At 73.4% G+C, this 20,366-nt stretch carries 19 protein-coding genes; 16 read left to right on the top strand and 3 right to left on the bottom strand.

Going from position 1 to position 20,366, the window contains the following annotated elements:
• Window positions 1-49: 49 nt before the first annotated feature.
• Complete coding sequence (locus AB3M81_RS05940) at window positions 50-1,078, bottom strand: polyprenyl synthetase family protein (RefSeq protein WP_412902983.1); 1,029 nt, start codon at window positions 1,076-1,078, stop codon at window positions 50-52.
• A 23-nt stretch (window positions 1,079-1,101) separates the two neighbouring features.
• On the opposite strand from AB3M81_RS05940, the gene metF reads away from it, so the two are divergent.
• Complete coding sequence (gene metF, locus AB3M81_RS05935; RefSeq protein ID WP_412902982.1) at window positions 1,102-2,010, top strand: methylenetetrahydrofolate reductase [NAD(P)H]; 909 nt, start codon at window positions 1,102-1,104, stop codon at window positions 2,008-2,010.
• Between the two features lie 95 nt (window positions 2,011-2,105).
• On the opposite strand, the gene AB3M81_RS05930 is transcribed toward metF, so the two are convergent.
• The gene (locus tag AB3M81_RS05930) at window positions 2,106-3,269 is read right to left on the bottom strand and encodes a phytoene desaturase family protein (RefSeq protein ID WP_412902981.1); all 1,164 of its coding nucleotides are present in this window, start codon (window positions 3,267-3,269) and stop codon (window positions 2,106-2,108) included.
• Window positions 3,270-3,359: 90 nt separating this feature from the next.
• Between AB3M81_RS05930 and AB3M81_RS05925 the strand changes: the two genes are divergently transcribed.
• The 10 genes from AB3M81_RS05925 (at window position 3,360) to murD (ending at window position 13,923) form a co-directional block, all read left to right on the top strand.
• On the top strand, window positions 3,360-4,109 hold the full coding sequence (locus AB3M81_RS05925; RefSeq protein ID WP_412902980.1) for a class I SAM-dependent methyltransferase: 750 nt from the start codon (window positions 3,360-3,362) through the stop codon (window positions 4,107-4,109).
• Window positions 4,110-4,122: 13 nt separating this feature from the next.
• Complete coding sequence (locus tag AB3M81_RS05920) at window positions 4,123-4,509, top strand: SCO2097 family morphological protein (protein WP_412902979.1); 387 nt, start codon at window positions 4,123-4,125, stop codon at window positions 4,507-4,509.
• A 279-nt stretch (window positions 4,510-4,788) separates the two neighbouring features.
• Window positions 4,789-5,241 carry a division/cell wall cluster transcriptional repressor MraZ gene (mraZ, locus tag AB3M81_RS05915; RefSeq protein WP_412902978.1) on the top strand — a complete coding sequence of 151 codons (453 nt, stop codon included), beginning with the start codon at window positions 4,789-4,791 and terminating at the stop codon, window positions 5,239-5,241.
• 112 nt (window positions 5,242-5,353) lie between these two features.
• Entirely contained in the window at window positions 5,354-6,301 is a 948-nt protein-coding gene (rsmH, locus tag AB3M81_RS05910) for a 16S rRNA (cytosine(1402)-N(4))-methyltransferase RsmH (RefSeq protein WP_412902977.1), read from the top strand.
• On the top strand, window positions 6,298-6,759 hold the full coding sequence (ftsL, locus tag AB3M81_RS05905; RefSeq protein WP_412902976.1) for a cell division protein FtsL: 462 nt from the start codon (window positions 6,298-6,300) through the stop codon (window positions 6,757-6,759). The genes rsmH and ftsL overlap by 4 nt, the downstream gene beginning before the upstream one ends.
• The gene (locus AB3M81_RS05900; RefSeq protein WP_412902975.1) at window positions 6,759-8,501 is read left to right on the top strand and encodes a peptidoglycan D,D-transpeptidase FtsI family protein; all 1,743 of its coding nucleotides are present in this window, start codon (window positions 6,759-6,761) and stop codon (window positions 8,499-8,501) included. The genes ftsL and AB3M81_RS05900 overlap by 1 nt, the downstream gene beginning before the upstream one ends.
• 83 nt (window positions 8,502-8,584) lie before the next feature.
• A complete protein-coding gene (locus tag AB3M81_RS05895; protein WP_412902974.1) occupies window positions 8,585-10,024 on the top strand; it encodes a UDP-N-acetylmuramoyl-L-alanyl-D-glutamate--2,6-diaminopimelate ligase in 1,440 nt (479 codons plus the stop codon).
• On the top strand, window positions 10,021-11,379 hold the full coding sequence (locus AB3M81_RS05890; RefSeq protein ID WP_412902973.1) for a UDP-N-acetylmuramoyl-tripeptide--D-alanyl-D-alanine ligase: 1,359 nt from the start codon (window positions 10,021-10,023) through the stop codon (window positions 11,377-11,379). Before AB3M81_RS05895 ends, AB3M81_RS05890 begins: the two co-directional genes overlap by 4 nt.
• A 29-nt stretch (window positions 11,380-11,408) precedes the next feature.
• Window positions 11,409-12,476, top strand: coding sequence for a phospho-N-acetylmuramoyl-pentapeptide-transferase (gene mraY, locus AB3M81_RS05885; RefSeq protein WP_412902972.1), 1,068 nt, complete (start codon window positions 11,409-11,411; stop codon window positions 12,474-12,476).
• Complete coding sequence (gene murD / locus AB3M81_RS05880) at window positions 12,466-13,923, top strand: UDP-N-acetylmuramoyl-L-alanine--D-glutamate ligase (RefSeq protein ID WP_412902971.1); 1,458 nt, start codon at window positions 12,466-12,468, stop codon at window positions 13,921-13,923. The genes mraY and murD overlap by 11 nt, the downstream gene beginning before the upstream one ends.
• A 3-nt stretch (window positions 13,924-13,926) precedes the next feature.
• Here murD and AB3M81_RS05875 read toward each other — a convergent pair whose 3' ends face one another.
• A complete protein-coding gene (locus tag AB3M81_RS05875; RefSeq protein ID WP_412902970.1) occupies window positions 13,927-14,382 on the bottom strand; it encodes a hypothetical protein in 456 nt (151 codons plus the stop codon).
• 207 nt (window positions 14,383-14,589) lie between these two features.
• Here AB3M81_RS05875 and ftsW point away from each other — a divergent pair, with 207 nt between their 5' ends.
• The 5 genes from ftsW (at window position 14,590) to ftsZ (ending at window position 20,366) form a co-directional block, all read left to right on the top strand.
• A complete protein-coding gene (gene ftsW, locus AB3M81_RS05870) occupies window positions 14,590-15,756 on the top strand; it encodes a putative lipid II flippase FtsW (protein WP_412902969.1) in 1,167 nt (388 codons plus the stop codon).
• A gap of 2 nt (window positions 15,757-15,758) precedes the next feature.
• Window positions 15,759-16,838, top strand: a complete 1,080-nt coding sequence (gene murG, locus AB3M81_RS05865) for an undecaprenyldiphospho-muramoylpentapeptide beta-N-acetylglucosaminyltransferase (RefSeq protein WP_412902968.1) — start codon at window positions 15,759-15,761, stop codon at window positions 16,836-16,838.
• Window positions 16,835-18,232, top strand: a complete 1,398-nt coding sequence (gene murC / locus AB3M81_RS05860; RefSeq protein WP_412902967.1) for a UDP-N-acetylmuramate--L-alanine ligase — start codon at window positions 16,835-16,837, stop codon at window positions 18,230-18,232. Before murG ends, murC begins: the two co-directional genes overlap by 4 nt.
• Window positions 18,229-18,939: a cell division protein FtsQ/DivIB gene (locus tag AB3M81_RS05855; RefSeq protein ID WP_412902966.1), complete on the top strand. Its 711-nt coding sequence runs from the start codon at window positions 18,229-18,231 to the stop codon at window positions 18,937-18,939. The genes murC and AB3M81_RS05855 overlap by 4 nt, the downstream gene beginning before the upstream one ends.
• A 266-nt stretch (window positions 18,940-19,205) precedes the next feature.
• Window positions 19,206-20,366 carry a cell division protein FtsZ gene (gene ftsZ / locus AB3M81_RS05850; RefSeq protein WP_412902965.1) on the top strand — a complete coding sequence of 387 codons (1,161 nt, stop codon included), beginning with the start codon at window positions 19,206-19,208 and terminating at the stop codon, window positions 20,364-20,366.

The following is a 20,366-nucleotide window of genomic DNA, read 5'->3' as shown; positions in this document are numbered from 1 at the left end:
TCTCGTGGAAACCACCTTGATTCTAGGGGCCGGGCCCCGGGCGCCCCGGTCAGCGCACGCGCCGCGTGGCGGCGTCGACCAGCGGCGCGAGCAGCTCGACCGCGTGGGGGCCGATCGCGGCGATCGCCGCATGGGCCCGGTCCGAGAGCCGGTCGATGTCGCCCTCGACGGCGGCGAGGGCGCCGCTGGAGTCGATGAGGTCGCGCAGCTCGTCGACGCCCTCGGCGGTGCCGAGCAGTCCCAGGACGCGCTCGTCGCCGACCACCTGGGCGGTGCGGGCGACCAGCACCGTGCGCTTGCCCTCGCGCAGGTCGTCGCCCGCGGGCTTGCCCGTGTCGGCGGGATCGCCGAACACGCCGAGCACGTCGTCGCGCAGCTGGAACGCCTCACCCAGCGGCAGGGCGACGTCGGTGAGCTCCGCGAGCAGCGCGTCGTCGGCGCCGGCCAGCGCGGCGCCGACGTGGAGCGGCCGCTCGACCGTGTATTTGGCGGCCTTGAAGCGGACGACGTGCATCGCGCTGTCGATGTCGAACCGGTCGCGCGTCTGGGCGACCACGTCGAGGAACTGGCCCGAGACGACCTCGGACTTGCAGAAGTCCCACAGGTCGGCGGTGCGCTCGTCGGGGCGGGCCCGGCGGAAGTGCTGGTCCGCCCAGGCGAGCAGCAGGTCGCCCAGCAGGATCGCGACGCGCGCGCCGTACTCGGCGGCGTCCCCGAGGGCCCGCGCGTCCCGGTGCCGGGCCTCGAAGTCGCGGTGCACGCTGGGCCGGCCGCGGCGGGTGTCCGAGCCGTCCATCAGGTCGTCGTGGACGAGGGCGCTGCCCTGCAGCCACTCGAACGCGGCGCCGGCCGCGGCGATGCGCGGGTCGCCGGGGGCGCCGCCGGCCAGCAGCCAGCCGGCGTGGCAGAACGTGGGGCGCAGCAGCTTGCCGCCCGCGGTGAACGCGGCGGCGGTGTCGACGAGGTCGCCGACCATCGGGTCCAGGTCGGTCAGCAGCCGGTGCTGCTCGGCGACGAAGGAGGAGAGCTGCTCGGCGACAGCTGTCCGAAAGGTGGAATCTGCTGCCGGGCTGCTCACCCGCCTGAGGATACCGTTGCGCCATGCCCGACACGGACGACACCGCACGCCCCGACGTCATCGCGCAAGCGCTGGCGGCGGACCGACCCGCCGTGTCGTTCGAGTTCTTCCCGCCGAAGGACGACGAGGGCGAGGCGCAGCTGTGGCGCACGATCGACGACCTCGCTCCGCTGCGGCCGACGTTCGTCTCGGTGACCTACGGCGCGGGCGGCACGAGCCAGGGCCGCACCGTCCGGATCACCGAGCGCATCGCCCGCGAGGCCACGATGCCGCCCGTCGGCCACCTCACGCTCGTCGGCCAGAGCCGCGGCGAGATCGAGACCGTCCTCAAGCAGTACGTCGCGGCCGGGGTCCGGCACGTGCTGGCGCTCCGCGGCGACCCGGCCGGCGGCCCGCGCGCGCCGTGGGAGCCGCACCCCGACGGCATGGACCACGCGATCGACCTCGTCGAGCTGGTCCACGAGGTCGGCGGCCTGTCGGTCGGCGTCGCGGCGTTCCCCGAGGGCCACCCCGACGCGGCCGACCTCGACGCCGATGCCGAGGTGCTCGTCGCGAAGGCCCGCGCCGGCGCGAGCTTCGCCATCACGCAGCTGTTCTTCCGCGCGAGCGACTACTTCGGCCTCGTCGAGCGGGTGCGCGCGCGCGGCTGCGACCTGCCGATCGTGCCGGGCATCATGCCGATCCTGAACTTCGGCCAGGTGGCCCGGATGGCCGAGCTGTCGGGCGCCGACATGCCGCGCGAGGTGCTCGACCAGATCGAGCCGATCGCCCAGGACCGCGCGGCCGTGCGGGCCAAGGGCATCGAGCTCGCAACGCAGCTGTGCCGCGACCTGCTGGCCGGTGGCGCGCCGGGCCTGCACTTCATGACGCTGAACCGCTCGCCCGCGACGCGCGAGATCTTCGAGCAGCTGCGCGCCGACGGCTTGGTGTGACGGTTTCCCCGGTTAAGTAGGTTTCCTGTCACTTCACGAGGGTTGCGCTCCCCGTGAAGTGACCGAGAACCTCGTTCAGTCGACCCCGAGGACCGTCAGCGGGGCGCGGGTCCGAGGTGCGCCGCGAGCGCCGCGGTGCCCATGCCGGTGACCTCGAGCGAGGCGCCGGGGACGGCGGCGCCGCCGACGAGCCACAGGCCGTGCCGCGGGCTGCGAGCCGGTCGCGGCAGCTCGGCCAGCAGCGGCGACGCATCGACGCTGTCGCGCCAGGTCACCGCCTCGCGCACGTCGAGCCCGCCGCGCGCCAGGACGTCCAGCGGGTCGACGTCGGCAGCCGACTCGAGCACCCACCCGTCGCCCGACCGCCAGCCGCGCACCGCCTGGCGGCCGTGCACGACGAGGTCGTCGGGAAGCGTCGCGCCGTCGAGACGTACGGCGTGCAGCCGGCGCGTCGACGGGGGAGCGCCGGCGGGGTCGGCCCCGGCGGCCCACACGACGACATCGGCCTCGCGCGGCTGACCGTCCACCACCGGACCCGCGGGCGTGAGCTCGGCGACCATCCCGGTCTCGATCGTCACCTTCCGCTCGCGCAGCCGGGTCAGCAGCGCCGCGGCGAGTCCGGCCGAGCCGCCGTCGAACCGCCACCGGCCGAAGTTCCGCTCGACGTACGGCCACACCGCCAGCACGGCGGGCGCGCGCGTCGGGTCGATGCCGGCGAGGTCGGCGGCCAGGCGCCGCAGCCGCCGGTCGCGCAGCCCGCGGGTGAACCGCTCGACCGTCCGGCCGGCCAGGGGAGGGGAGGTCTCGGCGCCCGGCTCGTGCACGACCTCGAGCGTGCCGCGCCGCAGCTGGTCCCACGGGTCGGCGAGCCCGTCGAGCCACGGCGACCAGGCGTCGTCGCCCAGGGCCGCGACGACGGCGTCGTGCTGGGCGCCGCGCGTGCCGAACGGCAGGTCGAGCGCGGCGCCGCGGCGCGGCCACCGGCCGGGGACGACGTGGTGCCGCGGGCCGGCGGGGGAGATCGCGATCAGCGCGTCCATGGGACGGCCGGACTTGCGGAACAGGTCGCGGAAGACCCCGGGCAGTGTGACCGACTCGGGCCCGGCGGCCCAGCGCTCGCCGCCGATCGGCACGCCGAGCAGGCGCCCGCCCGGCTCGTCCTCGCGCTCGAGGACCGTGACGTCGTGGCGGAGCTTGGCCAGGCGGGCTGCGGCGGAGAGGCCGGCGAACCCGCTGCCGACGACGAGGACGCGTGCCATCAGCGGGGACCGGGGTGCCGCGAGCCGAGATCCATGCGGCCGACCGTACCGCGACCCGCTCGGGCGTCCCGCCTGTGGGAAGGTGGCCCCATGGGTCCGATCCGTGGCGTCCTGGCGTGGCAGTCCGTGCTCGATGCGCTCGTGTGCGCCGGTGCCGCGCCCGACGGCTCCGGCTCGCTCGACGTGCTCGACCTCGGCGGCGGCACCGGCTCGGACGCCGTGCGCATCGCCGCCCTCGGCCACCGGGTCGTGGTGGTCGACCCGAGCCCCGACGCCCTCGCCTCCTCGGCCCGCCGCGCGGCCGAGGCCGGCGTCACCGTCGACGGTCGCCTGGGCGACGCGGACGACCTCGCCGAGCACGTCGACGCGGCCAGCATGGACCTCGTCGTGTGCCACGGCGTGCTGGAGCACGTGCCCGACCCGGGCGCCGCGATCGACGCGGCGCGCGGCGTGCTGCGGCCCGGCGGCTGGCTCAGCGTCCTGGTCCCCGGACGCGTCGCGGCGGTCGCGTCCCGCGCGGCGGCGGGCGACTTCGCCGGTGCCCGCGCGCTCGTCGGCGCGACGCCGGACGCCTCGTGGGACCTCGCCGGATGGGGTCCGCGACGCTGGCTGCCCGAGGAGCTCGAGGCGCTGCTGGCGACGCACGGCCTGGCGGTCGCGCACACGCGTGGGGTGCGCGTGCTGAGCGACGAGGTGCCCGGGGTCGTGGTGGACGGATCGGCCGGCGCGCGCGAGGAGCTGTTCGCCCTGGAGCAGGCGATCCGGTCGATTCCGCAGTTCGCGGGACGCTCCGCTGGATTGCAGACCATGGCCAGCCTAGAATCGACCTCACACCCCTGACCGAGGAGTCACCGTGCCACTGTCGGACGAAGAGGCCCGCTTGCTCGCTCAGCTCGAGCAGTCGCTGGCCGCAGAGGATCCGGAGTTCGCCTCGACGCTGCGCGGCTCCAAGCTCATCGCCCACAACCGCCGCATCGCGATCGCGTGTGCCGTGGGCTTCGTCATCGGCATCGCCATGCTGCTCGGCGGCGCCGTGTCCCAGATGACCTGGCTGGGGGTCGCCGGCTTCGTCGCCATGGTGGCGACCGCCTACTTCTTCATCCGTGCGTGGCGCCGCGGGATCAGCGGCTCCGACCAGCCCAGTCGCCCCACGCCCGCCTCGCCCAAGAGCTCCGGGGGATCGTTCGTCGAGCGCATGGAGGAGCGCTGGCAGCGACGCCAGGACGACAGCGGGTACTGACCGCCCGCACCGACACTCGAAGGCCCCGCCCACGGCGGGGCCTTCGTCGTTCCCCGGGCCTCCCGCACGCACCACCTGCGCCGAAAATCCCCCCACTTCGCTCCACTTGCCCGTGGTCCTTGGGACGGCGGGCTTTTTCGTCCTCCGTCACACACGACACGCCCGTCCCTTGACGAAAGTTGGGTGGATGGTGGAGCGTTGTGGGTTAAGGTGGTGCGAAGTGGTGGAGACACCGGACTTCGACCTCGAGGGAGAGCGACGTGGAGCAGGGAGGACGCGATGACCGCACCGGCATCGGCGCACTTCTTCGGCACGTTCACGCCCCGGCTCGACGAGAAGGGCAGGCTCTTCCTGCCGGCGAAGTTCCGGCCGCTGCTGACGGACGGCGTGGTGCTGACCCGCGGGCAGGAGCACTGCATCTACGGGTGGACGCCCGAGGCGTTCGACGAGTTCTCCGGTCGCGCGCGGCAGGCCTCCTTCACGAACCGGCAGGCGCGCAACTTCATCCGCATGCTCTTCGGCGGTGCGGCGCACGAGACGCCGGACAAGCAGGGACGCGTCCCGATCTCGCAGCTGCTGCGGGACTGGGCCGGGCTGGATCGCGACTGCACGGTCGTGGGCACGGGCGAGCGCTTCGAGATCTGGGACTCGGCTCGCTGGAACGACTTCTCGGACGAGCACGAGGAGGGCTTCGCCGACCTGTCGGAGGAGATCTTCCCCGGGATCTTCTGAGCATCCCGGTGGTGGGGCGCGATGCCCGCCTGAGGGGTTCTGACGTCACTTCCCCGGCGTCAGAACTCTGCAGGCGGGGATCGGGCCCCATCGCGACGGGCGAGGCGGGCGCATGAGCGCCCGGCACGTCCCGGTGATGCTGGACCGCGTCGTGTCGGAGTTCGCGCCTGTCGTGGAGCGGGTCGATCAGCCCGTCGTCGTGGACGCGACACTCGGCCTGGGTGGCCACACCGAGGCGATGCTCACGCGCTACCCGACGCTCACGGTGATCGGCATCGACCGCGACCGCGAGGCGCTGCGCCGCGCGGGGGAGCGGCTGGCTCCGTTCGGCGACCGGTTCGTCCCGGCGCACGCCGTGTACGACGAGATCGCCGAGGTCGTCGCCGACGCCGGCCGGGCCTCGGTCGACGGCGTCCTGTTCGACCTGGGCGTGTCCTCGATGCAGCTCGACCTGGCCGAGCGTGGCTTCGCGTACGCGCAGGACGCGCCGCTGGACATGCGCATGAACGACGAGGACGAGCTGACCGCGGCCGACGTGCTCAACACATACGCCGAGGGCGACCTGGCGCGCATCCTGCGCGAGTACGGCGAGGAGAAGTTCGCCCGCCGCATCGCGCAGGAGATCGTCAAGGAGCGCCAGACCCGTCCGTTCGAGCGCAGCGACCAGCTGGTCGAGCTCATCCGCCGCTGCATCCCGGCGCCCGCGCGGCGCACGGGCGGCAACCCGGCGAAGCGCACGTTCCAGGCCTTGCGCATCGAGGTCAACGACGAGCTCGCGGTCTACCGCCGCGCGCTGCCGGCCGCGATGGACCTGCTCTCGGTGGGGGGCCGGGTCGTCGTGCTGTCGTACCACTCGCTCGAGGACCGCATCACCAAGCGCGTCATCTCCGCCGCCACCACCACCACGGCACCGCGGGACCTTCCCGTCGTGCCCGCGTCCATGCAGGCCCGCTTCCGCTCCCTCACCCGGGGCGCGGAGATGGCCGGCGAGGACGAGATCGCCGACAACCCCCGCGCACGTTCGGTCCGGATGCGCGCTGTCGAACGGATCACCGCATGAGCACCGCCACCTCGCCCCGCGCCCTGAGCCGCTCCGCGGCCGCCCGCTCCTCCGCCCTCGCCTCGGGCCTGGCGGCCCGTGGCCGCGACGCCCGCGACGTCGGCCTCAAGCTGGTCGGCCCGGTCCGGGTGCGCGCCCGGCGCGCGCCGTTCGTCGTCGTCGTGCTCGGCGTGCTGGCCGTGGGCCTGGTCGGGCTCATCCTGCTCAGCACCGCGATGCAGGCGCAGGCGTTCCGGATCGACGAGCTCCAGCAGCGCGCCACGCTGCTGCACGCGCAGAAGGAGCAGCTGGCGACCGAGGTCGACCAGATGCAGAGCCCGTCGGGCCTGGCCGAGCGCGCCCTGTCCGAGGGCATGGTCCCGAACGCCAACCCCGTGTTCCTGCGGCTCACCGACGGCAAGGTCATCGGCGAGCCCGTGCCCGCCGAGCGCGGCACCAACGTGAGGAGGGCCGGCTGATGCCCGTGACCGTCACCCGCACCCGCCTGCGCGTGCTCGTGATCGGCGTCCTGCTGCTGTTCCTGCTGTTCGCGGGCCGGCTGTTCCAGATCCAGGCCGTCGACTCCAAGGCGTACGCCGCGATGGCCGTCGAGGCCGGCACGCGCAAGGCCACCGTGCCCGCGCCGCGCGGCAACATCGTCGACCGCAACGGCGAGCAGCTGGTGACGAGCACCGACGGGCTGACGATCACCGGCGACCCGCAGCTGGCCCGCGACAAGGCGCCCGAGATCGCGCGCATCCTGCATGAGAAGCTCGGCGACGAGATCGACTACTTCGACACGATCCAGAAGCTGCGCACGCCGAAGTCGCGCTACGTGTTCCTCGCGAAGGACCTGCCCGCGTACGAGGCGCGCAAGGCCGTCAAGGCCGTGAACGAGGCCGGGTACACGGGCGTGTTCACCGAGACCAAGAGCCTGCGCAGCTACCCGGGCGGCTCGCTCGCCGCGAACGTCCTCGGCATCACCGAGGAGAACGGCAAGGGCATCGCCGGCCTGGAGTCGCAGTACGACGAGGCGCTCACGGGCAAGGACGGCTCGTCCACGTACGAGGTCTCCTCGTCGGGCCAGCGGATCCCGATGGCCGACTCCAAGATCGAGGAGATGGTCCCGGGCAGCGACGTCACGACGACGCTCGACCGCGACCTGCAGTGGTACGCCGACCAGCGCCTGCGCGACGTCGTGAGCTCGGCCGGCGCCGACTACGGCCTGGCGATCACGATGGACGTGCGCACGTGCCAGATCGTCCAGATGTCGCAGGCCCCGACGTACAACCCGCAGACGCGCTCGGGCGTCTCGGAGGAGACGCTCGTCAACCGCGCCGTCTCCAACGTCTACGAGCCCGGCTCGGTCATGAAGACGATCACGATGGCCGCCCTGGCCGACCTGGGCAAGGTGCGCGCCGACACGAAGATCAAGGTGCCCTCGGGCATGGTCGTCGACGGCTTCCCGATCGGCGACTACTGGCAGCACGGCCAGCTGCGCCTCACGGCGGCCGGCGTCATCGCCAAGTCCTCCAACCTCGGCACGATCGTCGCGGCCGAGCAGATGTCGGACTCGACGTTCTACTCGTACCTGCGCAAGTTCGGCTTCGGGTCGCGCAGCGGCATCGACCTGCCCGAGGAGTCGGTCGGCATCGTCTCGCCCGTCCGCGACTGGACCAAGGCGAAGAAGGCCACGACGACGTTCGGCCAGGGCGTCTCGGTCAACGCGGTCCAGATGGTCCGCGCGGTCGGCGCGATCGCCAACGGCGGCGTGATGTGCACGCCGCGCGTCGTGGACTCGGTCACGAAGGCCGACGGCACGGTCGAGAAGACGCCCGCGGGGGAGACCCGGCGCGTCGTCTCGCGCGAGGCCGCCGCGGAGGTCACCCGCATGATGGAGGCCGTCACGGCGGACGACGGCACCGCGCCCGCGGCCCAGATCGAGGGCTACCGCGTGGCCGGCAAGACCGGCACGGCGTGGCGGGTCAACCCGCGCACCGGCACGTACATCCGCGGCCAGAACACGATCTCGTTCATGGGCTTCGCGCCGGCGGACAACCCGCGGTTCATCACGTACGTGGTGATCGACAAGCCGCCGGCGAGCGCGGGCGGCGGCTCGATGGCCGGCCCGGTGTTCCAGGACATCATGTCGATGGCGCTGGAGCGGTTCGGCGTGACGCCCACCGGGGCGCGGTCGCCGAAGATCAAGCAGGACTGGTAGGCCGCGTGCCTGCCGATAGGTTGGGGCAGGTGGACGAGATGAGGGTCAGGCCGAATGCCGCGCCCGCGTGGACGCTGTCCCGCGTGGCCGAGACACTGGGCAGCCGCTCGGACGGTGGCGATGCCGTCGTGACGGGGATCAGCCTCTCCACCCGCGACGTCGTGGCCGGCGACCTGTTCGCCGCGCTGCCCGGCGCCTCGACCCACGGCGCGCGCTTCGTGCCGGAGGCGCTCGAGGCCGGCGCGGTGGCCGTGCTGACCGACGCCGAGGGCGCGCGCTCGCTGCCCGAGGGCGTCCCGCACGTCGTCGTGGAGGAGCCGCGCCGCGTCCTGGCGTCGTTCGCCGCGACCTTCTACGCGAACCCCAGCGACCGGTTCACGACCGTCGGCATCACCGGCACGCAGGGCAAGACCACCACGACGTACCTCGCCGAGGCGGCATTGGGCGAGAGCCGCGGGGCCGTCATCGGCACGATCGGCACGCGCATCGCGGGCCGTCCCGCGGCCAGCAGCCTGACGACGCCCGAGGCGCCCGCGCTGCAGGCGCTGTTCGCCGTCATGGCCGAGGAGCGCGTGTCCGCGTGCGCCATGGAGGTCTCCAGCCACGCGATCGTGCAGGGCCGGGTCGACGGGTTCGTCCTCGATGCGGCGGTCTTCCTGAACCTGGGCCGCGACCACCTCGACTTCCACCACGACGTCGAGTCGTACTTCCGGGCCAAGGCCGAGCTGTTCACCCCCGAGCACGCGCGCCGGGCCGTGGTCAACGTCGACGACGCGTACGGGCAGCGGCTCGCGCGCGAGACGACGCTGCCGCTCACGACGTTCTCCACCGAGGGCGCCGCGGCGGACTGGCGCGGCGTGAACGTGCGCACGCACCGCCTCGACAGCGACGTCACGCTGGTCACCCCCGAGGGGCGCGAGGTCGAGATGTCGGTCCCGCTCGCGGGGGCCTTCAACGTCTCCAACGCCGTGGCGGCCGTCGTCGCGCTGGCGGGGGAGGGCCACGACCTCGACGAGCTCGTCGCCGGCATCGCGACGGCGCGTGGCGTGCCAGGGCGCATGGAGCGCGTCGACGCCGGCCAGTCGTTCACCGCCGTGGTGGACTATGCGCACAAGCCCGAGGCGATCGAGGCCGTCCTCGGCGCGCTGCGCCCCGTCACGGCCGGCCGGCTCATCATCGTGCTGGGCGCCGGCGGCGACCGCGACCGCGGCAAGCGTCCCATCATGGGCGAGATCGCGGCCCGGCTCGCCGACGTGGTGGTCGTCACCGACGACAACCCGCGCAGCGAGGACCCGGCGCTCATCCGCGCCGAGATGCTGGCCGGCGCGCGCGACGGCTCGGCCGAGGTGCTCGAGGTCGGGGACCGGCGCGAGGCGATCGCCGCCGCCGTGCGCGAGGCGCGCCTGGGTGACACCGTGGTCGTGGCGGGCAAGGGTCACGAGCGCGGCCAGCAGGTCGGCGACGTCGTCCACCCGTTCGACGACCGTGAGGTCCTGCTCGAGCTCTTGGGAGGCACCGCGTGATCGCCACGACGCTGGCCGAGCTGGCCGACGCCACGTCCGGCCGTGTGGTCGGCGACGACGCCCTCGTGGTCGAGGGCCCCGCCGTCGTCGACTCGCGCCGCGTGACGCCCGGCTCGCTCTTCGTGGCGGTCCCCGGCGAGCACGTCGACGGCCACGACTTCGTCGACGCCGCCCTCGAGGCCGGTGCCGTCGCCACCCTCGCCACCCGCGCGGTCCCGGGCCCGCACGTGATCGTCGAGGACCCCGTCGAGGCGCTGGGCCGGCTGGCGCAGGCGCGGCTCGCGGTCCTGCGCGAGCACGGCGGGCTCGACGTCGTCGCGATCACCGGCTCGCAGGGCAAGACGAGCGTCAAGGACCTCGTCGCCCACGTGCTGGCCACGCACGGTCCCACCGTCGCGCCGGAGGGCTCGTTCAACAACGAGCTCGGCGTGCCGCTCACGGTGCTGCGCGCCGGCGCCGACACGCGCCACCTCGTGCTCGAGATGGGCGCGCGCGGGATCGGCCACATCGCGCACCTGTGCCGCATCGCGCCGCCCGACGTCGCCGTCGCGCTCAACGTCGGCTCGGCCCATGCCGGCGAGTTCGGCAGCCTCGAGCGCACGGCGCAGGCCAAGGGCGAGATCGTCGAGGCGCTGGGCGAGGACGGCACGGCCGTGCTCAACGCCGACGACCACCGCGTCGCCGCCATGGCCTCGCGCACGCGCGGCCGCGTCCTGACGTTCGGTCGCGCGGGCGACGTCCGCCTCGTGGGGGACGTCACGCTCGACGACGCCGGCCACCCGCACTTCACCGCCGAGCTCGACGGCACGGCGTACGACGTCACGGTCCCGCAGCTGGGCCGCCACCACGCGATGAACGCCCTCGCGACGCTCGCGATCGCGACGTCCGTCGGCGTCCCGGACGCGGACGCGGTCCGCGTCCTCGCCACGGCCGGCGCTCACTCGCCGATGCGCATGGAGCGTCACGAGACCGCCTCGGGGGCGGTCGTCGTCAACGACGCGTACAACGCCAATCCCGAGTCCATGGCGGCCGCCCTGCAGGCGCTCGCCGAGCTCGCCCCGGGCCGCGGCGTCGCCGTCCTCGGCGAGATGCTCGAGCTGGGGGAGGACTCCGACGCCGCGCACGAGCGCGTGGGCGCGCTGGCGGCCTCGCTCGGCCTCGCGCGGGTCGTCGCCGTGGGTGACGGGGCTGCGGCCATCGCGCGCGGTGCGGGTACGATCGGCACGGCTGTCCCGGACGTCGATGCCGCGGTCGAGACCGTCGCCGCGAGCCTGGGCGCGGGGGACGTCGTCCTCGTGAAAGCATCGAGGGGCGTCCGTCTCGAGCGGGTGGCCGACGCGCTGCTGCGCGCCTGACGAGGATCTGGAAGGAACGAACCGAACCGATGCTGGCCGTACTGATCGCGGGAGTCGTGGGACTCGTCGGCACCCTCGTCGGCACCCGATTCGCGATCTCGGTGCTCGTCTCGCGCGGCTACGGCCAGCTGATCCGCGACGACGGACCGACCACCCACCACGTCAAGCGCGGCACGCCCACGATGGGCGGCCTCGTGATCATCCTGTCGACGGTCCTGGGCTACGCGATCGCCAAGCTCGTCACGGGCTACGAGCCCAGCGCCTCCGCGCTTCTGCTGCTGTTCCTGTTCGTCGGCCTGGGCGTGATCGGCTTCCTCGACGACTACATCAAGGTCGCCAAGCAGCGCAGCCTCGGCCTGCGCAGCAAGGCCAAGATGGTCGGCCAGGTGGTCATCGGCCTGATCTTCGCGGTGCTCGCGATCGGCTGGGAGAACGACAACGGCCAGACCCCGATCACGCACGCGATCTCGTTCACGCGCGACCTGTCGTGGGAGCTGCCGACCCTCCTGCTGATCATCTGGGTCCTGCTCATGATCGCGGGCGCCAGCAACGGCGTGAACCTCACCGACGGCCTCGACGGCCTCGCCACGGGCGCCTCCGTGATGGTGTTCGGCGCGTTCGTGCTGATCAACGTCTGGCAGTCCAACCAGAGCTGCTTCATTCCCGACCCCGGGCCCAAGTGCTACGAGGTGCGCGACCCGCTCGACCTCGCCGTCGTGGCCTCGGCCGTGACGGGCGCCTGCTTCGGCTTCCTGTGGTGGAACGCCTCCCCGGCCAAGATCTTCATGGGCGACACGGGCTCGCTGTCCCTCGGCGGCCTCATGGCCGGGTTCGCGCTCATGACGCGCACCGAGCTGCTGCTCATCGTGCTGGGCGGCCTGTTCGTCATCATCACGTTCTCGGTGATCCTGCAGGTGGGCTACTTCAAGCTCACGAAGGGCAAGCGGATCTTCCGCATGGCGCCGCTGCAGCACCACTTCGAGCTCAAGGGCTGGGCCGAGATCACGATCGTGGTCCGCTTCTGGATCATCAGCGGCATCTGCGTCATCTCGGGCATCGGCCTGTTCTACTGGGAGTGGGTCGTCGGTGCCTTCTGAGCGTGACGTCACCACCCTCGGCCGCGCGTCGTCCTGGGAGGGCGTCCGCGCCGTCGTCGCCGGCTTCGGGGTCAGCGGGTTCGCCGCGGCCGACACCCTGAACCACCTCGGCGCCAGCGTGATCGTGCTGGACGAGTCCGAGGGCGACGACCGTCGCCGCGAGCAGGCCGGGCTGCTGGAGGTGCTGGGCGCGGACGTGCGCCTGGGCCCGGGCACCACGGCCTCGCTGCCGCAGGACGTGGACCTCGTCGTGACCTCGCCGGGCTGGCGGCCCACCACGCCGCTGCTGGCCGAGGCCGCCGGGCGCGGCCTGCCCGTGTGGGGCGAGGTCGAGCTGGCCTGGCGCCTGCGGGGCGAGAGCCCCGCTCCGTGGCTCGCGGTCACCGGCACGAACGGCAAGACCACGACCGTCCAGATGCTCGAGTCGATCCTGCAGGCCGCCGGGCTGCGCGCCCAGGCCGTCGGCAACGTCGGCACGCCGATCCTCGAGGCCGTCATGGACCCCGAGGGCCGTGACGTGCTGGCCGTCGAGCTGTCGAGCTTCCAGCTGCACTGGACGCAGTCGATGTCGCCCCAGGCGGCCGCGGTGCTCAACATCGCGCCCGACCACTACGACTGGCACGGCGGCGCCGAGGCGTACGCCGCCGCCAAGGGCCGGATCTACGAGCGCACCCAGCTCGCGTGCGTCTACAACGTGGCCGACGAGGCCACGATGCACCTCGTCGAGGAGGCCGACGTGGTCGAGGGCGCCCGCGCCATCGGCTTCACGCTCGGCATCCCCGAGCCCGGCATGGTGGGCGTCGTCGACGACCTGCTCGTCGACCGCGCGTTCGTCGAGACCCGTGCCACGAGCGCCGCCGAGATGGCCTCGCTCTCCGACCTGGCCGACGCCTCGCCGCACAACGTGGAGAACGCGCTGGCGGCCGCCGCGCTCGCCCGCGCGCACGGCGTGCGTCCCGCCGCGGTCCGCGACGGGCTGCGCGCCTTCACCCTCGGCCCGCACCGCATCAGCGAGGTCGGCCGCACCGGCGCAGTGACGTGGGTGAACGACTCCAAGGCCACCAACCCGCACGCCGCGCGCGCCTCGCTGCAGGCCTTCGAGCGCGTCGTCTGGGTCGCCGGTGGACTGGCGAAGGGGGCCACGTACGGCGACCTCGTCCGCGACGTCCGCGACCGGCTCGCGGGCGCCGTCCTCATCGGCGCCGACCGCGACCTCGTCGCCGCCGCTCTGGCCGAGCACGCGCCGGACGTCCCCGTCGAGGTGGTCGACGGCGCCGACGACGCCGACGCGCTCATGGACGCCGTCGTGGTCGCGGCCGCGCGGCTCGCCCATGACGGCGACACGGTGCTGCTCGCTCCCGCCGCCGCGTCGATGGACCAGTTCCGCAGCTACGCGCATCGCGGCGATGCGTTCGCCGAGGCCGTCGCGCGCCACGCCCGCGGCTGAGCCTCAGGACCCTCGTCCGGGGCCGTCCGGCGGGGGACCGGGCTCGGGGAACGGCGGCCGCGGCCGCCGCTCGCGCCGGAACCGCTGGGCCGCCACCGCCGCCGCGATGCCGGTGCCCACGATCGCCGTCGTGACGACGAGGTCGCGCCACCACGGCGGGCCCGGCTGGTCCGTGTTGCCGACGCAGTCGTGCATCGGGTGCGGGCAGTCCTCGTTGAGCAGGTACGTCCGCCCGGCCGAGACGTAGGCCGTCAGGGCGGTCGGGTCCCAGCCCGCGGGGTTGAGCAGCCGGTACCAGCTGCCGTTGCGCCGGCTGATCCGGCACGTCACGTTCGTCGCGGCCGAGTGGTAGCCGTCGGCGGGACCCAGATGGCCGATCACGCGCCGTCCCGAGTAGATCGGCACGCGGTCGGCCGGATCGCTGATCCGGGCCGCCGGGAAGTCGCCGTCCAGTCCCATCTCTTGACGGTACGCCCGGCGGCGCCCGCGCCACCAGCGTCGTCGCGTGCGTCCGCGACGGGGTGACGGGCGTCCCGTGGCGACACGCGCCGCAGGTCCACGGGGCGCGCCGTCCCGCGGGTCACACTGGTGAGCAGTTTCTCTTCTCTTCCCCGAAGGAACGCCATGAGTGCCACCGCATCTCGGCGGTCGTCGACCCTCGACACCGTGCGGACCCTGCTTGAGCGCCCGCTCGCGTCGTACCAGCTGGTGCTGGGCACGACGGGCCTGCTGCTCGGCCTCGGCCTCATCATGGTGCTCAGCGCCAGCTCGGTGCTCGCGCTGCGCGTGTACGGCAACTCCTTCGAGATCTTCGGTCGCCAGGCGATCTTCGCCGTGGTCGGCGTGACCGCGATGGTCGTCGCGATGCGGATGCCGCTCGAGCGCGTGCGCCAGCTCTCGCGACTGGCCCTCTTCGGCGTCGTGCTGTTCATCGGCCTCACGTTCACGCCGCTGGGCATGGAGATCAACGGCAACCGGAACTGGATCCCGCTGTTCGCCGGCTTCAACCTGCAGCCCTCGGAGTTCGCCAAGCTGGCGATCGCCCTGTGGATCGCCGACCTGTACACGCGCCGCCACAAGTACCTCGGCACGGCGCGCTACGTCATCACGCCCGTCGGCCCCGTCGCCGGCGCGGTCGCGGTGCTCGTCGTCGCGCAGAAGGACCTCGGCACCGCCGTCATCCTGTTCGCGATCATCGCCGGCATGATGTGGGTCGCCGGCCTGCCGCTCAAGCCCATGCTCGGCATCGGCGCCGGCCTGCTCGTCGTGCTGCTGTTCTTCGTCACGACGGCCCAGCACCGCGTCGACCGCTTCATGTCCTTCCTGAACCCGATGGCCGACCCGGAGTCCTCCGGCTACCAGGCGATCAAGGCGCTGATGGGCTTCGCCCGCGGCGGCTTCTGGGGCCTGGGCCTGGGCAGCAGCCGCCAGAAGTGGGGCGCGCTGCCCGAGGCGCACACCGACTTCATCCTCGCGGTGATCGGCGAGGAGCTCGGCCTGGCCGGCAGCCTCGTCGTCATCGCCCTGTTCCTGCTGCTGGCGTACACGGGCTTTCGCATCGCGCACCGCAGCCGCGACCGCTTCGCGCGCTACCTCGCCGCCGGCATCACGATCTGGATCACGACGCAGGCCGTCATCAACATCGGCATGGTTCTGGGACTGCTGCCGGTCATCGGCGTCCCGCTCCCGCTCGTCTCGTACGGTGGTTCCAGCATGATCGCCACCCTCGCCGCGCTGGGCCTGCTCGCCAACTGCGCCACCACCGAACCCGGGGCCGCCCGCGCCCTCGCCACGTCCCGTCGCGCCAAGGCGCGCAAGAAGGCGGGTCGCTGACCGTGCGGGTCCTGCTCGCCGGCGGAGGCACCGCCGGCCACACCTCTCCGCTGCTCGCCACCGCCGCCGTCCTGGCGGAGGCCGGCGACGACATCACGTGCCTGGGCACCCCCAAGGGGCTCGAGGTCACCCTGATCCCCGAGGCCGGCTTCCCGCTCGAGCTCGTGCCGCCGGTGCCGCTGCCGCGCCGCCCCAACGCCGACCTGGTCCGGCTGCCGGCGAACCTGCGGCGCACGGTCAAGGCGACCCTCGGCGTCATCGACCGGGTCCGCCCGGACGTGGTGGTCGGCTTCGGCGGCTACGTGTCGGTCCCGGCGTACCTGGCCGCCCGCCGGCGCAAGCTGCCGATCGTGGTCCACGAGGGCAACGCCCTGCCCGGCGTCGCCAACAAGCTCGGCGCGCGGCTCACCACGCACGTCGCCGTCAGCTTCCCCGACACGGACCTGCGCGGCGCCACGTACACCGGCCTGCCGATCCGCCGGCAGATCGCCGACCTCGACCGCGACGCGCTGCGCGACGAGGGCCGCCGGTACTTCGGGCTCGACGCCGACCGCCCCACGATCCTCGTGACGGGCGGCTCGCAGGGTGCGCGCCGCATCAACACGACCATGGCGGCGGCGTCCCGCGACCTCGCCGCCGCGGGGGTGCAGGTCCTGCACGCCGCCGGCCGGCCCGAGGAGGTCGAGCTCGACCGCCGCGCGGGCGACCCGCCGTACGTCGTCGAGCGCTACATCGACCGCATCGACCTGGCCTACGCCGCGGCCGACCTCGTCGTGTGCCGCTCGGGCGCCAACACGGTCACGGAGGTGGCGGCCGTCGGCCTGCCCGCCGTGTTCGTGCCCTTGCCGATCGGCAACGGCGAGCAGGCGCTCAACGCGCATCCCGTCGTCGGCGCCGGGGGAGGGCTCCTCGTCGAGGACGCCGCCTTCACGCCGGCCTGGGTCGACAGCGCCGTCGTGCCGCTCGTGACCTCGCCCGAGCGACTCGCGCACATGTCGCGCGCCGCGTCCGGCATCGTCCGTCGTGATGCCGCCGAGCAGCTGGCGCAGCTGATCCACCGCGCGGCTCAGGAGCGCCGATGAGGATCGACGTCCCCGACGAGATCCTGCCCGCCGACCGGCTGGGCCGCGTCCACTTCATCGGCATCGGCGGCGCCGGGCTGTCCGCCATCGCCATGCTCATGCACGAGGCGGGCGTCGACGTCGCGGGGAGCGACGGTCGCGACTCCGAGGTGCTCGAGCGGCTGCGCGCCGCCGGCATCGCGTGCCACGCCGGCCACGACGCCGCCCTGATCGCCGACCGCGACACCGTGATCGCCTCGACCGCGGTCCCCGAGGACAATCCCGAGGTCGTCGAGGCGCAGCGCCGCGGCCTGCGACTGTGGCCTCGCTCGGCGGCGCTCATGTCCACGATGCTGCACGACCGCCGGGTCGCCGTCGCCGGCACGCACGGCAAGACCACCACCACGGCGATGCTCACGTTCGCCCTGCGCGGGGCGGGCGCCGACCCCTCGTTCGCGATCGGCGCCGAGGTCGCGGGCCTCGGCACGAACGCCCGGCGCGGTGCCGGCCCCGAGTTCGTCGTCGAGGCCGACGAGAGCGACGGCGCCTTCCTGCACTACCGACCGCACCTGGCGGTCGTCACGAACATCGACGCGGACCACCTCGACACGTGGGGCACGGTCGAGGCCTACGAGGACGCGTTCGCCCGGTTCGCCGGCACGGTCGACCAGGTCGTCGTGCTGTCGGCGGACGACCCCGGCTGCCGCCGGCTCGCCTCGGCCGGCGTCGCCCCGCGCGTCGTGACGGCCGGGTTCGCCGAGGACGCCGACGTCCGCGGCACCGACGTCCGCGTCGAGGGATCCACCACCCGCTTCGTCGCGAGTGCGCCCGGTCTCGAGCCCACCGAGGTCGTCCTCGCGGTTCCCGGCCGGCACTACGCCGCCGACGCGCTGCTCGCACTGGCCGCCGGGATCCAGCTGGGCCACGACCCCGCGGGCCTCGTCGCCGGGCTGGCCGACCACACCGGCGCCGCACGGCGCATGGAGCCGAAGGGCGAGGCCGCCGGCATCCGTGTCGTCGACTCGTACGCGCACCATCCCACCGAGATCGCCGCGGACCTCGCGGCCGCGCGGTCGCTCGCGGGAGCCGGCCGCCTCGTCGTGGTGTTCCAGCCGCACCTGGTCAGCCGGACCCGCATCTTCGGCGAGCAGATGGGCCGCGAGCTCGCCGCCGCCGACCTCGTCGTCGTGGCCGACCTCTACCTCGCGCGCGAGCAGCCCGACCCCGAGGTCACGTCCGAGCTCGTCCGTCGCGCCGCCGGTCCGGACGCCGTCGCGGGCGGGCCCGTCGGGCAGGTGCCGTCCGTCGTGGCGCCGCTGCTGCAGCCCGGCGACCTCGTCCTGACCCTGGGTGCGGGCGACGTCACCACCGTGGGACCGGCGCTGCTCGCGCTCCTGCGGGAGAACGCCGGATGAGCGACCGGTTCACCGAGAAGCTCCGCCGCCAGCGCCGCCGCACCCGCCTGCGGATCGCGGGCGTCGTGCTGGCCGTCGTGCTGCTGCTCGCGGCCGCGTGGGCGGTGTGGTTCTCGAGCCTGCTCGAGATCCGCGACGTGCAGGTCACCGGCACCGACCACGTCCCGGTGGAGCGCGTGATCCGCACGGCCGAGGTCCCGATGGGCACCCCGCTGCCGCGCCTGGACACCGAGGCCGTGGCCGAGCGCGTCGGCGAGCTGCTGCCGGTCGAGTCCGTGACCGTCGAGCGCGACCTGCCGCACGGCGTGCGCATCGCCGTGACCGAGCGCAGCGCCGTCGCGTGGATCGACCGCACGGGCACGCCGTGGGCGGTCGACGCGTCGGGCGTGGTCTACCGGCCGCTCAACTCGAAGCCGTCGCACCTGCCCGAGCTCGACGTGGACGCCGACGACCGTCGTGTGCTGGCCGCGGTGGCGCGCGTGGCGGCCGACATCGCCGAGGGCGACGAGCAGCTGCTGCGCGACACCGACACGATCCGCGCCGAGACGCGCGACTCGATCGAGCTCGACCTGACGAAGGGCCGCACCGTCGTGTGGGGCAGCGCGGAGCAGGCCGAGGAGAAGGTCGCGGTCCTGCAGCCGCTGCTGGAGATCGAGGCCAGCAGCTACGACGTGAGCGCCCCCGAGCGCCCCACGACCCTCGAGTAGCGGGGGAGCGGCCCCGCCGCCGCCGTGCCGCCGCGTCCCTCTCGACTTCTGGAACGCGTTGCACGTCCGGAGCCGGCTTTCACGTGCATCCCGTTCCAGAAGTCGCCGGCCGGGCGCGACGTGATGCAGAACTTGTCGAACAACACGCCGGACGCGCGGCGTGTCATCGAGGAACACCAGCCACATCGACCTAGTGTCGTCATGACGGCGAGGTTGACATAACTATAAGCCTCCACTTGAAGGTTAAGGTTGAAGGGGAAGACGACATGGCGGTCCAGAACTACCTTGCGGTGATCAAGGTCGTCGGTATCGGCGGTGGTGGTGTCAACGCCGTCAACCGCATGATCGAGGCGGGTCTCAAGGGCGTCGAGTTCATCGCGATCAACACTGACGCGCAGGCGTTGCTGATGACCGATGCCGACGTCAAGCTCGACGTGGGCCGCGACTCCACGCGCGGCTTGGGCGCCGGCGCCGATCCCGAGATCGGCAAGAAGGCCGCCGAGGACCACGCGGAGGAGATCGAGGCGGCCCTCAAGGGCGCCGACATGGTCTTCGTCACCGCGGGCGAGGGCGGCGGCACCGGCACCGGCGGCGCCCCCGTCGTGGCGCGCATCGCGCGCTCGCTGGGCGCCCTGACCATCGGCGTCGTGACGCGGCCGTTCAAGTTCGAGGGCCGCAACCGCGCGGCGCAGGCCGACGTCGGCGTGCAGCGCCTGCGCGAGGAGGTCGACACCCTCATCGTCATCCCGAACGACCGACTGCTCTCGATCAGCGACCAGAACATCAGCCTGCTCGACGCCTTCCGCCAGGCCGACCAGGTGCTCTACCAGGGCGTCTCGGGCATCTCCGAGCTCATCACCACGCCCGGCCTGATCAACGTCGACTTCGCCGACGTGAAGTCGATCATGAGCGACGCCGGCTCGGCCCTCATGGGCATCGGCTCGGCGCGCGGCGAGCACCGCGCGGCCACCGCCGCCGAGCTGGCCGTCAGCAGCCCGCTGCTCGAGGCCTCGATCGAGGGCGCCCGCGGCGTCCTGCTGTCGATCGCCGGCGGCTCCGACCTTGGCCTGTTCGAGATCAACGAGGCCGCCGAGCTGGTGCAGGAGGCCGTCCACGAGGACGCCAAGATCATCTTCGGCACCGTGATCGACGACTCGCTCGGCGACGAGGTCCGCATCACCGTGATCGCGGCCGGCTTCGACGGCGGCGAGCCCAAGCAGCGCAACACGGCCCAGCCGGCGCTGCGCCGCGACACCACGCAGGGCGGCGCGTCGAGCGAGCAGTCGGCCCCGGCCAAGCCGGCCGAGCGGGCGCCCGAGCGGCCGTCGGCCACCGAGCAGCGCGTCGTGCCCGAGCCGGTCCCGGTGGCGCAGCCCGCCGGCCAGGAGTTCGGCGACGGCCTCGACATCCCCGACTTCCTGCGCTGA

Origin of the sequence: Aeromicrobium jepli (assembly GCF_047246605.1) — a bacterium.
Classification (GTDB): Bacteria; Actinomycetota; Actinomycetes; order Propionibacteriales; family Nocardioidaceae; genus Aeromicrobium.
Note: the sequence above shows the minus strand (reverse complement) of the source record. Positions and strands in the feature narration are given on the sequence as shown.

Bases quoted from the DNA above. Each gene is read 5' to 3' on its own strand.
- rsmH (WP_412902977.1), top strand. From the start codon at position 5,354: ATGAGCGCCCGGCACGTCCCGGTGATGCTGGACCGCGTCGTGTCGGAG.
- ftsZ (WP_412902965.1), top strand. From the start codon at position 19,206: ATGGCGGTCCAGAACTACCTTGCGGTGATCAAGGTCGTCGGTATCGGC.
- AB3M81_RS05925 (WP_412902980.1), top strand. From the start codon at position 3,360: ATGGGTCCGATCCGTGGCGTCCTGGCGTGGCAGTCCGTGCTCGATGCG.
- mraZ (WP_412902978.1), top strand. From the start codon at position 4,789: ATGACCGCACCGGCATCGGCGCACTTCTTCGGCACGTTCACGCCCCGG.
- murC (WP_412902967.1), top strand. From the start codon at position 16,835: ATGAGGATCGACGTCCCCGACGAGATCCTGCCCGCCGACCGGCTGGGC.
- AB3M81_RS05875 (WP_412902970.1), bottom strand. From the start codon at position 14,382: ATGGGACTGGACGGCGACTTCCCGGCGGCCCGGATCAGCGATCCGGCC.
- AB3M81_RS05900 (WP_412902975.1), top strand. From the start codon at position 6,759: ATGCCCGTGACCGTCACCCGCACCCGCCTGCGCGTGCTCGTGATCGGC.
- ftsL (WP_412902976.1), top strand. From the start codon at position 6,298: ATGAGCACCGCCACCTCGCCCCGCGCCCTGAGCCGCTCCGCGGCCGCC.
- mraY (WP_412902972.1), top strand. From the start codon at position 11,409: ATGCTGGCCGTACTGATCGCGGGAGTCGTGGGACTCGTCGGCACCCTC.
- AB3M81_RS05930 (WP_412902981.1), bottom strand. From the start codon at position 3,269: ATGGCACGCGTCCTCGTCGTCGGCAGCGGGTTCGCCGGCCTCTCCGCC.
- AB3M81_RS05855 (WP_412902966.1), top strand. From the start codon at position 18,229: ATGAGCGACCGGTTCACCGAGAAGCTCCGCCGCCAGCGCCGCCGCACC.
- metF (WP_412902982.1), top strand. From the start codon at position 1,102: ATGCCCGACACGGACGACACCGCACGCCCCGACGTCATCGCGCAAGCG.